At 47.7% G+C, this 12,135-nt stretch carries 13 protein-coding genes; 4 read left to right on the plus strand and 9 right to left on the minus strand.

Features of this window, described 5'->3' with window-relative positions:
* Positions 1-89: 89 nt before the first annotated feature.
* Positions 90-1,007 carry a carbohydrate ABC transporter permease gene (locus tag DXA36_RS14425; RefSeq protein ID WP_243114656.1) on the minus strand — a complete coding sequence of 306 codons (918 nt, stop codon included), beginning with the start codon at positions 1,005-1,007 and terminating at the stop codon, positions 90-92.
* A 10-nt stretch (positions 1,008-1,017) separates the two neighbouring features.
* Complete coding sequence (locus DXA36_RS14430) at positions 1,018-1,992, minus strand: ABC transporter permease (protein ID WP_118680246.1); 975 nt, start codon at positions 1,990-1,992, stop codon at positions 1,018-1,020.
* 181 nt (positions 1,993-2,173) lie between these two features.
* Here DXA36_RS14430 and DXA36_RS14435 point away from each other — a divergent pair, with 181 nt between their 5' ends.
* From DXA36_RS14435 to DXA36_RS14450, 4 genes are all read left to right on the plus strand, one after another.
* Positions 2,174-2,440 (plus strand): helix-turn-helix domain-containing protein, encoded by a 267-nt coding sequence (locus DXA36_RS14435; protein ID WP_118680247.1) that lies wholly within the window; start codon positions 2,174-2,176, stop codon positions 2,438-2,440.
* Positions 2,441-2,572: 132 nt separating this feature from the next.
* On the plus strand, positions 2,573-2,911 hold the full coding sequence (locus DXA36_RS14440; protein WP_118680248.1) for a helix-turn-helix domain-containing protein: 339 nt from the start codon (positions 2,573-2,575) through the stop codon (positions 2,909-2,911).
* A gap of 62 nt (positions 2,912-2,973) precedes the next feature.
* Positions 2,974-3,204 carry a type II toxin-antitoxin system RelE/ParE family toxin gene (locus DXA36_RS14445; protein ID WP_118680249.1) on the plus strand — a complete coding sequence of 77 codons (231 nt, stop codon included), beginning with the start codon at positions 2,974-2,976 and terminating at the stop codon, positions 3,202-3,204.
* A 2-nt stretch (positions 3,205-3,206) separates the two neighbouring features.
* Positions 3,207-3,497 (plus strand): helix-turn-helix domain-containing protein, encoded by a 291-nt coding sequence (locus DXA36_RS14450; protein WP_118680250.1) that lies wholly within the window; start codon positions 3,207-3,209, stop codon positions 3,495-3,497.
* Positions 3,498-3,597: 100 nt separating this feature from the next.
* Here DXA36_RS14450 and DXA36_RS14455 read toward each other — a convergent pair whose 3' ends face one another.
* From DXA36_RS14455 to DXA36_RS14485, 7 genes are all read right to left on the minus strand, one after another.
* Positions 3,598-4,839: an ABC transporter permease gene (locus tag DXA36_RS14455; RefSeq protein ID WP_118680251.1), complete on the minus strand. Its 1,242-nt coding sequence runs from the start codon at positions 4,837-4,839 to the stop codon at positions 3,598-3,600.
* The gene (locus tag DXA36_RS14460) at positions 4,836-5,747 is read right to left on the minus strand and encodes an ABC transporter ATP-binding protein (RefSeq protein WP_118680252.1); all 912 of its coding nucleotides are present in this window, start codon (positions 5,745-5,747) and stop codon (positions 4,836-4,838) included. The genes DXA36_RS14455 and DXA36_RS14460 overlap by 4 nt, the downstream gene beginning before the upstream one ends.
* Positions 5,748-5,865: 118 nt before the next feature.
* A complete protein-coding gene (locus DXA36_RS14465; protein WP_118680253.1) occupies positions 5,866-6,672 on the minus strand; it encodes a hypothetical protein in 807 nt (268 codons plus the stop codon).
* Positions 6,662-7,189: an RNA polymerase sigma factor gene (locus tag DXA36_RS14470; RefSeq protein ID WP_118680254.1), complete on the minus strand. Its 528-nt coding sequence runs from the start codon at positions 7,187-7,189 to the stop codon at positions 6,662-6,664. The genes DXA36_RS14465 and DXA36_RS14470 overlap by 11 nt, the downstream gene beginning before the upstream one ends.
* Positions 7,190-7,397: 208 nt before the next feature.
* A complete protein-coding gene (locus DXA36_RS14475) occupies positions 7,398-9,554 on the minus strand; it encodes a helix-turn-helix domain-containing protein (RefSeq protein WP_118680255.1) in 2,157 nt (718 codons plus the stop codon).
* The gene (locus DXA36_RS14480) at positions 9,555-11,153 is read right to left on the minus strand and encodes an extracellular solute-binding protein (protein WP_118680256.1); all 1,599 of its coding nucleotides are present in this window, start codon (positions 11,151-11,153) and stop codon (positions 9,555-9,557) included.
* An 18-nt stretch (positions 11,154-11,171) separates the two neighbouring features.
* Entirely contained in the window at positions 11,172-11,924 is a 753-nt protein-coding gene (locus DXA36_RS14485; RefSeq protein WP_118680257.1) for an alpha/beta hydrolase, read from the minus strand.
* Positions 11,925-12,135: the final 211 nt, after the last annotated feature.

The following is a 12,135-nucleotide window of genomic DNA, read 5'->3' on the forward strand; positions in this document are numbered from 1 at the left end:
GAGCAGAGGATTTTCCTCCTTTTATTTATCCGGAAACCTTTCCTTTCCCGTCACGGGAAAGGAGGCTCCAATGATACCCCCCACAGGCCTTACCCCTTAATCGCCCCTACCATAATTCCTTTTACAAAATATTTCTGAACGAAAGGATAAAGCAGCATAACCGGCACAGAACCCACAATAATACTTGAATATTGCAGCAGATATTTTGTTTCCTGCATCTCAAGCTGTTTCGTAACATCAAGAGTCATGCCGGCCGTGCCCATATTAACCAGAATCTCCCGCAGAACCAGCTGGAGCGGGAACTTGGTATTCGTACTCAGATACATCATTTCATTAAAATAAGAATTCCAGTGCCCCACCGCATACAGCAGGACATTCACGGCCAGGATCGGCTTCGCAAGAGGAATGGCAATTTTAATCAGGAATGTAAAATCATCACAGCCGTCCACGCTGGCACTCTCCTGCACTTCCCCGGGAATTGTGGACTGGAAATAGGTACGGGTAATAATCAGATTCCAGACCGATATAGAGGTCGGTATCACCAGCGCCCAGATACTGTCAAGCATCCCCAGGTTTTTAATCAGAATATAGGTGGGAATCATTCCGCCGTTAAACAGCATGGTAAACGTAAACAAAAGCATGATGGGATTACGGATCGCCAGATCCTTACGGGAAAGCGGATAGGCTGCCAGCACCGTCATAACCAGATTAATCACAGTACCCACCACCGTATATAAGAGGGAGTTGCCGAATCCGGACATCAACAGTTCATGATTGAGAAGCATTTTATAGCCGCGCAGGGTAAAATCCACAGGCAGCAGAAAAACCTGGCCGGAAAGAAGTGCTTTCGGCGATGAAAAAGAGGCCGCCACCACATAAATCATCGGAATCAGAATACAGATGACTGACACGGCACACAAAATGTGTACCAATGCCATATATAAGTAATCCTTCGGTTTTGTATAATACCGGACAGACATTTTATTCTTTTTAGTTACCTTTGTCATAGCTGCCTCCTCACCACAAGCTGGTCTCATTCACTTTTTTGGAAAACATATTTGCAAGCACGATCAATACCAGATTACATACGGAATTAAACAATCCCACCGCTGTTGCATAGGAATACTGGAAATTAATAAGGCCCCGTTTATACACAAAGGTGGAAATAATCTCAGAAGACTGCATATTCACGGGATTCTGCATCAAATATACCTTTTCAAACCCCAGGCTCATAATGCTGCCTACCGCCAGAATCAGCTGAATGACAATCGTCGGCATAATTGCAGGAATGTCTACATTCCATACTCTTGCGAAACGGCCCGCGCCGTCAATAATCGCGGCCTCTGTCTGAGATATATCAACGCTCGCAAGTGCCGCAATATAAATAACAGCACTGTATCCCATCCCCTGCCAGACCCCCGACCATACATACAGGCTTCTGAAAAGTTCCGGCTTTCCCATAAAATCAACGGCCGTCCCTCCAAGCAGGGTAATAATATTGTTGACCAGACCTGTCCGAACCGAAAAAATATTCTGCATGATCCCAACCAATACCACTGTGGATATGAAATAAGGCAGGTAGGTAACCATCTGGACCATTTTCTTATAATGCCGCCCCCGCATTTCATTGATTGCCAATGCAAGCAGGATTGGCATAGGAAAACTGATGATAAGACTGTACAGACTGAGAATCAGTGTATTTCTCATTAAATTCCTGAAATCCGGTGTGGTAAAGAAATTTTTGAAGTGTTTTAACCCCACCCAGTCGCTCCCCCAGATTCCTCCCCGGATAGAATAATCCTTAAACGCGATAATTGCCCCTCCCATCGGGAGATAAGCAAAAATAAGCAGATAGGTAACCGGCAGAACCAGCATCAAATATAACTGCCAGTGCCTTTTTACCTCCACAGATATTCTTTTTCCCAAGCTTTTCTTAGCATTCGGCCGGCTGTTCATAACCATTCCCTTCTCCCTGGTAGTTTTCACCCCCATAAACAATTCCTCCCTTATAAAAATAAAATGTAATAGATACGCTTCATACGTAATGACGGTATGCGGCGCGTATTTCCCTTCCAAACTTCTCTCTATAAATCAGGTTTAAAAGCGATATACGTTTATGTAACGTATTTTTTTGCAAAATATATGCTATAGGTCATATAAACGTGAGGTGCGTATGAAAAAAATAAGTTTCGGTGATAATAAAAACGTAATTAATGATAATTTAAAAGCAATCAGGCAGGAACGGAATCTGACCCAAAGTGAATTAGCAGCTAAAATGAAAACCTATAATGTTAATTTGGATCAGCAAATGATCAGCAAAATTGAAAACAATACCCGCATTGTAACAGACTATGAACTGGTTTGTTTCTGTCAGGTTCTCGAGGTAGACGTAAATACGATGCTGCAAAATTTCTACAACAATTTAAAACCAGGTAAATAAAACAATAGTGAGATTTACCTATTTTTTTTAGTTACTTAATGCCAAAATGTACAATACGTTTATGTGACGTATTATAACTCATGTTTCATGATAAAGTCAATAAAAATAAGTCACATAAACGTAGGGAACGAAATGAAGAAAATAACTTTTGGCGATAACAAAAATATAATTGGGAAAAATCTGAAAAGCATAAGAAAAGAAAGGCATTTGACACAGGGTGAACTGGCTGCCAAAATGCAGACGTTTAATGTTAATATTGACCAACAAATGATCAGCAAAATTGAAAATAACGCCCGTATTGTAACCGATTATGAATTAGCCAGCCTTTGTTATATTCTTGGAGTGGATATCAAGGAAATGCTGCAAAATATAGATGAACTTCCACCAATTCCCCGCCCATCCTCTTCTGATCCTGGGGTTGGGGGGCAAATCTTCCCCGGGACGCCAAATAATACAGCTAAAAAGAAGTGATAAATGCCTTTTTAACTAGAATTCTTAAAGAACACCCTGTAAATTGGAAATAAAAAAGTCCGTTGCTTTATGATAACGGAACCCGTCTGCCGGAAAATATAACCAAGCATCTGGAAGACGGAATATGGGAACTGCGGCCAGGGAATAACCGTGTATTTTATTTCTATTATAAAAATGACACCTTCGTCCTTCTTCATCATTTCCGTAAGAAGTCACAGAAAACACCACGACGCGAGATTGAAAAAGCGAAAGCAGAACGTGATGATTACCTTTCCAGAAAGGAGGATGACTAAACATGAAAACATGGGAAGATTACAAAGAACACGTAAAAGCTATTGATCCGGAAAGCAAAAAAGATTTCGAGGAGGCCGAAAATCTGGCCTCTATTGTAGGAGCCATGATAAAACAGCGCAATGCCCTTGGAATCAGCCAGAGGGAGCTTGCCGCTATCTGTGGAATCCCCCAGTCCTCTGTTGCAAGAATTGAATCCTTTAAAACAACACCGAATCTGGATACCCTGCTTAAAATTTTACAGCCCCTTGGTTTAACTCTGACGGTTTCCGGCAAGAAACAGCCCTCTCGTTAATTTTAAACCACCGTATCTGTATCCGGGACAGATAAAGTTCTGCTCTCGGATACAGTATCGGACTGGATACGGTGGAGGCAGGGATCTTCCCCCTTCCCATCTACTGAAAATGTCTGCAATATCCCCGCACCGAAAGGCCCGCAAACACCGGAATTTCCGCCAAGGCCGCGCCAAGAATCACGAAAGGCGCCCACAGGCTGTATCCGCCTATATGCAGGAAATTAAAATCGGTTACCTCCGAAGCAAAACCTCCCAATATCGAGATACCTCCCGACGGCAGAATGCACCGCAGCCAGGACACCCCATTTCCTGAAGAGGACATGAACAAAATGATGGGACTGAGAAAAAACAACAGCGACAGAGCCAGCGCGCTTACCGTGGTTTTACAACGCGAGGAAAGAAACAGCGTAAAACAGACAGACGCCAGCAGGCATGCAAAACCGGCCGCAGTCACAATGAGCTGAAGCTGCCCGATATTCAAATCGCTCAAGCTCACCGTGGAAAAGACCAGCTGCATGGAACTTTTCAGCATATCCCAGCCGAAAAAGCTGTTGGAAAGGACCAGATGCCAGGACGCACACAGGAGAAAGGAAACGGATGTGATCACCAGCGCAGACGCCAGCTTCACTACCGCCAGCCTCCTTTTTCCATACCTGGTACAGCGCAGGATATCATCCGCATGGGTCTGGTAATCGGCGGAATAAACCGGTGCGGCGATAATAACACAGAACAGCGTCAAAAGAAATACCGTGAGCATCTGGTAATCATAGGCATTTGTGCTGTAGCCCGGATAATAAGTAAAAGGCATTTTTACCTTTGCATACATCTTCTCCGCCTGTTGTGCCGCCTCCGGGTGATTTTTCTGCTCCAGCTTCATCAGGTCGTTAAGATGGGCAGGACACTGTTCATAAAAATGATCCAGCCATTCCGGATCCAGGCCGATTATTCCTGGCGCCATACCCGTTTCCGCATCTGCATACACCTCCGTTATCCTGGAAAGAAGGGGCGCCACGGGAAGTATTTTTTCCACGTAAACCTCTGTGGGCAGCTGATAAGCATAGGTCTTATCATATTCCGCAAGCATCTGCCCGGCGGTTTCAACCGCTTTCTTCAGCTGTTCCTGTGTGATCTCCCCGGACAGCCCCGCCTGGGCCTGCTTTGTCAGCCGGATTGCATCCAGTCCCGTGATTTCCTGTTCCTTTCCCTCTTCTCCGATATTCCTGATTTCAAATGTCACCGGCAGCCAGGCCATCAGCGTGGACAGCCCAAAGGCGGCCAGCAGCAGAATCCAGGTTGTCCTGGTGTGCAGTACTCTCTTTATTTCCAACCGGAACAATCTCATCGTTTTTTTCCTCCTTCCGTCCTGTCCGTTTCTTCCCCTTCTTTATCGGTCCCCTGGGGAAAAAGCCAGAGATACAGATCCTCCAGCCGGGGTTCCTGCCAAACACCGCTTTCCGTTTTATCCCCCAGGTAACGGATCGTAATCTCTCCGTCCGGCTCGTTTTTCAAATTGACGATACGAAGCCTTTTTTCATATTCCATAAGCATCCCGGCCGGGATCTTTTCGGAAAAAACCTTTCCTTCCATACGCGTTACCAGTTCCTGGGTGGTCCCGGTTTCTATGATCCTTCCATCCTTCATAATAGCGTTTTTCATAGCAATGTATTCCACATCCGGCACGATATGGGTGGATATCACCACGATCCTGTCATGGGCAAATTCGGAAAGCAGGTTGCGGAAGCGGACCCGTTCTCCCGGATCCAGACCGCTTGTGGGTTCATCCAGAATCAGGATTTCCGGCTCATTTAACAGTGCCTGGGCAATCCCCACCCGCCTTTTCATACCTCCCGAAAGCTTCACAATCTTTTTGTTCCTCACATCCTTCAGGGTCAGCGTTTCCAGCAGCTCTCCTATTTTTTCCCGGGACTGCCCGGGCTTAAGCCCCTTCAGGGCCGCGATATATTCCAGATAATCCCGGACGGTAAATTCCGGATAGAAACCGAATTCCTGGGGCAGGTATCCGAAGATATCCCGATACGCCTCGCCCAGGCTGTCTATCCGCACGCCGTCATAGGAAATCCGCCCTTCATCTGGCTTCAGGAGTCCCGCTATCATACGCATCAGCGTTGTTTTACCCGCCCCATTGGCGCCAAGAAGCCCCCAGACACCGGGCGTTATCCGCAAAGAGACACTATCCACCGCTTTTTTATCCTGAAAGCGCTTGCTCACCTGTTCCAAACATAATTCCATAATAACCTCGATTCCCGGAAAATCCTTTCCGCTGCGTTATAACAGTTCCGATACATCCGAGCCGTTACATTTCTTTCCTGATTCCCTCCCCCAGAGATACAGCCTGCGAGGTACGGTATTATATCCCGCACAGAGCATAAGCCCTGTGCAGCTGTCCATACTGCCGTACCATAAAAGCCAGAAGACAAAGACATACAAGCCCCCATCCGGCTGTGAACGTCTGGCGGAAAAAGACCGGATAGTATTCACTGCATATCCCGAAGACCAGCAGCAGGGCGGCGCATACACAGACGCTGCTGAGGGGAAAATAACGCAGTTTTAAATGGACCAGCAGATAAAACAGGACCGCTGCTGCCGCAAGAAACGGGACCGCCAGATACAGGACCGCGCTGCCGTACTCCAAAGGCGTTTTACGGACCGTGAGAACCAAAAGCGTAAGAAGGCCGGCCATATCCCCCGCCCCGGCAAGTACGATCCAGGAGGCCAGCAGCTTTCCCGCAGACATCCTGGAAGCCGCCTCCGTTTCATACATCCGGCAGCGCAGGGATCTCTGCAGGAAAGGAATCGCCGTCATGGCAGCCAATACCGCGCAGCAGCATAGCAGGAACGGGATTTTATCCCGGCTGATCTGGTATATATCCCCGGAAACCCGGAAAAGGAAAAGACCCGCAGCCCCGAACACGGCCGCCTGCAGAATCCATATTTTCCACCCGGTAAACCGAATCTGCAAAAGCAGGAACTCCCCGAACCGGATTCTTTCCCTTTTATTCCCCGCACATAAGGATGTCTCCCGGAGCGCGGCATCCGTTATCTTACCATATTCCTCCTGTACGGCCGCTATCGTCCTTTCCATGCCGCTCGTTTCCCGGCCGGCCCCCGCCGCTTTCAGCTGTTCACCCAACTGCTTTTTCCAGTTATTTCCCATGCTTCCCTCCTCCTTCCTGAATCTCCTTTTTCAGCTGCTTTAATGCCCTGCGCAGCCTAGACTGCACCGTCCGCAGAGGCAGATCCAGTACGGCTCCTATTTCCCGAAGCGTCAGCTCCTGGGCAAAACGCAGCAGTACGATTTCTTTCTGATTCTCAGGCAGCCCTCCCACAAGCAGACAGAAATCCGCGTCTTCCTCCGCCCGGACGAATTCCCGCTCCGTATATTCCAGCTCCTCCGGCAAAGGATCCGCCTTCTTTTTCCGCCACAAATCAATACAGGTGTTTTTTGCTATCTGGTACAGAAAAGGCTTGAATTTCCCCTTATGCTCATACCTGTCAAGCAAACGGACCGCCTTCAGAAAGGTATCCTGGGCGGCATCCTCCGCCGCCATCCGGTCGGGCGCATGCCACAGGCAGTACCTCAGTATTTCCGGATAATACAGCTTCACCAGATCCTCCAGTGCCGTCTCCTCACCCTGCTTCAGTTTTTTGAATAATTCATCTTCACGCGTCAAGTGTTTCCTCCTGAGGGCGTCCCCTCTATCTATATAAACGTATGAAAAGAGGGTAAATGATTCAGCTTCTAAAAAGTCAAATACCCCGCAGCTCGCTGCGGGGTATTTGACCCTCGCGGCAGTCGCCAAACGGATGCACTCGTGCATCCGTTTGGCTCGTTGTCCGCGGGAATAAATGGCAGGTATCCCGTTACCTGCCATCCTGCCATCATTCTGAATGCCGCAGGCTTTTTCTGTATTCTCCCGGCGTCATTCCACAATGCTTTTTAAAAACTCTTCCCAACCCATTGGCTGTGGAATATCCCACCTCAGCCGCTATTTTTTCCAGCGAATCTTCGGAATTCTCCAGGTATTCCTTTGCCTTCTCCACCCGCAGACGCTCAAGCCAGGTGGAAAAATTCATCCCGGCGGAATTTTTAAAATAATGACTCAAATTGGAATAAGACATACCGAATTGCTCTGCAGCGGACTGCAGGGAAAGATTATAATCCCCGGCATTTTCTTCCATATAACGGAATACATCCCGGATATCCAAATCCTTGCCCTTTTCCGTTTTCCCCTCTTCCCACATTCGGGAAAGCTGATCCGCCAGCAAGGAAAAAGTCTGTTCCATCACCTCATAATCCAGTCTTTTCTTATCGGCAATGGTATAGATATATTCCTTTTTCGCCCCTCTGGCATTCCATTCCCTGGCAAGAAGATTATACATATTACGGTACACTACTTTATAGGTTTCCTCCGCTCCTCTCAGACCTTCCAGATATTTAATCATCCGGCCGGTACAGCTGCGCAGCTCCGCCCCGTTTTTCCGCAGGACGGCAATTTCCAGATGCCTTCCGCATTCAAAGATCTCGTTCAGATTTTCCACCCGTTTCACTTCTATACAGTCATAGCTTACCGCCGAAGGGCGTTTTCTGGTCATGGCATATTCAACAGCTGCCACACTCAGCATATAAGAGGTATGGATATCCGGCGGCGCCGCACTGCGTCCAATCCCGGCATAAAACGAATACGTTTCGCTTTGGTAAACCTCCCGGAACATCTTTATCCATGTTTCCAGCATACCTTCTTCTTCTGCGGATACCAACAGCGTTTCATATTCTTTATTCAATCCTTCCGGGCGATAACAAAGAAATTGCTTCTCTTTTCCCCCGCCGCCCATCATGGAGAGCCATTTTTGAGTTACTTTTTCCAGGATAGCGGTTACCTCCGCTTTCTGGGTTTCCCTGTCCTTCCCCTGACAGACAATACAGCAATTCCATGGGAAAAGCACGGCCGAACAGGCCTCCGCATTTTCCCTGACCTGCTCTTCTTCTGTAAAAACACCGCCCATACATTGGGTAAAAAAATAATTTTTCAACTGTTCTTCCCTGGACGATACCTTCTTTTTCAAAAGAAGAATGGGCTTATAGCTGATATGGGCAAAACTCCATATGAGGGCGGCTCCCCCTGCCAGCAGCAGCACAAACAGCACCAGCGTATTACGGCTCACCCGGTTCATTCCCTGCTGTATTTTCGTTTTGTCCTGGATGATAACATATTTCATATCATAATAGTTGGAATCCAGAGAAGAAATAAGATACTGCCCGTTTTCCTTTATCCCGCTTTCTACCAATCCGGTGATTGTCTCTTCCGTAAGTCCTGCTTCATGGGCGGATAGCGCAATCGGCCTGTTTTTTTCATCCAGCACCGCAAAAAAACTCCCTTCCCCTTCTTCTCCCTGCAGGGATCCCATATCAGAGAACAGATTCTTTTCCCTGATTAAAACAATAAGCACCAGTTCGGCCTGTGGATTTCCCACCGGTATGGGAAGGCTTATGGTAATTATATCATTCATCAGAGTCTGATTCATAAATACAGGCTCCGCTTCCCTTACATCCATCTTCTTAAGGCCCAGAAAATACGTCATAAAGGCTTCCTTATCCCAATTATCATAAAAAAAGGCGCTGCCCGGATTATTGATTTCCCAAGAGGAATAAAGAGTATCCGTCCCAAAGAACAATCCGTCATTCCGGTTAAAAAGAAGCACCTTTTCCAGGAAAGGATTCGTACCTACGATTTTCTTCAGTTCTGTCTGGAGCAGATAATGGTCATAAGAACTTCCGTCATGCAGCATTTTTGCTGTGATATCCGGATCCATCCATATGGCCGACGGGTAATTGGATATCATGCGGAACTGAGTGTCCACAGAATTTTTCAGCAAAGTAAGAGAATGCTTTCCTGCTATTAGCGCACTTTCATTCATATTCCTGCTGACAGCCGGATAAAAATAAATCAGCATAACCATGACAGGCAGCAAAAATACAATAACATATGAAAAAAGGAATTTTAAGTAACTGCTTTTCCGCCTTTCCTTTTCATTCATTTAGGATTCCTCCTGCCGGTAACTCTCCAGCTCGTCCTGATAGATTTTCATCATTTCCTCAAATCCCATCTGCCCGATTTCTTCCAGATACGCGTCCCATTCCTCCTCGATTCCGCCCGAAGCGATCCATTTTACCCATTTTTCATCCACAAGCTTCAGGATGCCGGTTTTTATTATGGCAAGACGGTCCGCTTCCTCCCTGGTAAATTTCAATCGTGGGAGAATATCCTCCTCCGGCTGGAAATAAGGCTCATACAGGCGGTATTGCTCCAGACTCAGGGCTATGGAAGCCGGTGGCTTCAACCGGCTGTCCAGTTCATCCGAAGCAAAACATACGGCGTTCCCTCCCAGGGAATTCATCCATTTCCATTCATCCGCCGTCTTTCCTCCCGGAGCGGGCAGTACCTCATAGCCATCCTCTGTTTTTTCCACCCCTATGCCGAAAGAACCATAAATAGCCTGTACGGAAAATTCTTCCCCATACATTTCATTAATCCATTGCATGGTTTCCTCCGGATAGGGATTATTGGCAGTTACCACCACACGGTTTGTCTCATATTTGCACCGTGCCGGGTGGGAAGGCCAATAAGGGGCCATCTCTTCGGAAGCACTGAGCGGCAGAAGGACCCGGTAACTTTCCGCATAATCCGGCCCCATGCGATCCTCAATGGACCAGCCCAGAGTCGCTCCTACCGTCATGGCTTCCGGATTTTTTGATTTCAGCTGAAACTGGGAATAATCCTGGCTGAACACATCCGGATTGATAAGGCCCTCCTCAAATAAACTGTGCAGATAGCTTACCAACTGGTAATATTCCTCCGTAACCGGCAGAAAAAGAATCTCTCCTTGATCCATACCAAACCATTCTCCGGAAAAATCCTCGGCACATCTTCCATAAGCTCCTATCAGATTCATAGCGGTAAACAATCCCCTGTTATTGGAAAAATCAAAGGGGATTTCATCCGCCTTTCCGTTTCCGTTGGGATCCCCGTCCCGGAAGGCCCTGAGCACTTCCCTGAATTCCTCCAATGTCCGGGGTGTCTCAAGACCCAGGGTATCCAGCCACTCCTGATTAATCATCATCATGGAAGTACTGTCCGGCCTGTGGAACTTCACAGACGGAAGGCCATAGATATTCCCGTCGGTAAAAGTCGCCAGCATCCTGGTATCCGGCTTTTCCTCAAACATGTTACATACATAGGGCGCCTGGTCATCTATCAGCCCGTCCAGCGGCAGAAAAAGATCCTGATACGCCGATATATCGGCATCCGTAATGGCCCCGCCCAGAAAAACATCCGGCACATCCCCGCTGGAAAGGATAGCATTTTTCTTTTCCTCCCAGCCGGAGCGGACCTGCTCCCATACCACTTTTACCCCTGTTTTTTCACTCAGCGCCTGAAAACTGGGGATGTCCTCCATATCCTTTGTCCAGGCATGCGTGGTTACAAGTACATGTATGACCACCTCTTCCGGCTTCTCATCCCCCTTCTTCCCGCCTTGTACCGTATTACCCGTTAACTGACAGGCGGCGGTAATACCCGCAAGGCATACCGCAAACAGAATACTGCCGATTCTTTTCCACAACCGCTTTCCCCTCATAACATATCTCCCCGTTCTTTATCCTTCCATCCCATCCGCCCAGCTTCCTATTTTTTCCGCCGTCATTTTCCACTGCTCCGGGGGCGTCACCCCGGCCTCTCCATCCCCATCCTGCTCCCCATACCAGCCAAATCCCGCATGGTTGCCGCCTTCTATCACATATTCCACACTGCCCTCCGGCAGGTTATCCCGGTATTCCTCATATTTTTCCCGGTTCAGTACCACATCCCGGCTTCCATATATGCTTAAGACAGCCAGTTCCTCCGGCAGAGGTTTTGCCGCATATGCCGCCAGCAGCACCAGTCCCTTCATCTTTTCTTCCTGTCCGGAGGCCGCAAAGGAAGCGGCCATCGCCCCTCCCAGGGAATGCCCTCCCAGATACCATTCCTCCATATCGGGATAGGCCTCCATCACCTGCGCCGCCGCGCCGCTGTTGAACACCGCCAGGCGGCCGGGCATCCTTACCAGCACACAGAAAAAATCCTGCCCCGCGATTTCACGAAGCAGCGGCCCGTATGCCTCTTCCTCCACCTTGGCTCCCGGATAGAATACCAGCCCCCTGCCGCATTCCGGATCCCCATAGGTAATCCATTTTTTCCCCGCCTGCTCCGCAGCCGTCTCTTCCTCCGCTGCGGACAAAGTTTCCTGCATAACGGGTAGCGCATGATAATAATCTTCTATATACCCGAAAATTCCAACAACAGTTACAAAGACAGCTGCCGCCAGTATCATTCCCGCCCTTTTCCCTTTGCTGTATTTCCTCCCTTTCATAAGATAAAGGCTCCTTTTCTTCTTTTCTATTATTCTATAGAAAAAATGCAGGATGGGCAACTACTAAGTTACGGATCCCTCCGTGATCATGTGCCATACTGAGCAAACAAGAATACTCCCATTTTTCCGGGCTATATTTTCAGGCATAATGTATATTTATTTACAAATTCATTGTATCTTTTGTATATTCTTTAAATATTTTATGATAATA

The sequence above is a fragment of the Eisenbergiella sp. OF01-20 genome (genome assembly GCF_003478085.1).
Classification (GTDB): Bacteria; Bacillota; Clostridia; order Lachnospirales; family Lachnospiraceae; genus Eisenbergiella.

Bases quoted from the DNA above. Each gene is read 5' to 3' on its own strand.
- DXA36_RS14455 (WP_118680251.1), bottom strand. From the start codon at position 4,839: ATGAGATTGTTCCGGTTGGAAATAAAGAGAGTACTGCACACCAGGACA.
- DXA36_RS14430 (WP_118680246.1), bottom strand. From the start codon at position 1,992: ATGGGGGTGAAAACTACCAGGGAGAAGGGAATGGTTATGAACAGCCGG.
- DXA36_RS14425 (WP_243114656.1), bottom strand. From the start codon at position 1,007: ATGACAAAGGTAACTAAAAAGAATAAAATGTCTGTCCGGTATTATACA.
- DXA36_RS14435 (WP_118680247.1), top strand. From the start codon at position 2,174: ATGAAAAAAATAAGTTTCGGTGATAATAAAAACGTAATTAATGATAAT.
- DXA36_RS14465 (WP_118680253.1), bottom strand. From the start codon at position 6,672: ATGGGAAATAACTGGAAAAAGCAGTTGGGTGAACAGCTGAAAGCGGCG.
- DXA36_RS14475 (WP_118680255.1), bottom strand. From the start codon at position 9,554: ATGAATGAAAAGGAAAGGCGGAAAAGCAGTTACTTAAAATTCCTTTTT.
- DXA36_RS14480 (WP_118680256.1), bottom strand. From the start codon at position 11,153: ATGAGGGGAAAGCGGTTGTGGAAAAGAATCGGCAGTATTCTGTTTGCG.
- DXA36_RS14485 (WP_118680257.1), bottom strand. From the start codon at position 11,924: ATGAAAGGGAGGAAATACAGCAAAGGGAAAAGGGCGGGAATGATACTG.
- DXA36_RS14440 (WP_118680248.1), top strand. From the start codon at position 2,573: ATGAAGAAAATAACTTTTGGCGATAACAAAAATATAATTGGGAAAAAT.
- DXA36_RS14460 (WP_118680252.1), bottom strand. From the start codon at position 5,747: ATGGAATTATGTTTGGAACAGGTGAGCAAGCGCTTTCAGGATAAAAAA.
- DXA36_RS14450 (WP_118680250.1), top strand. From the start codon at position 3,207: ATGAAAACATGGGAAGATTACAAAGAACACGTAAAAGCTATTGATCCG.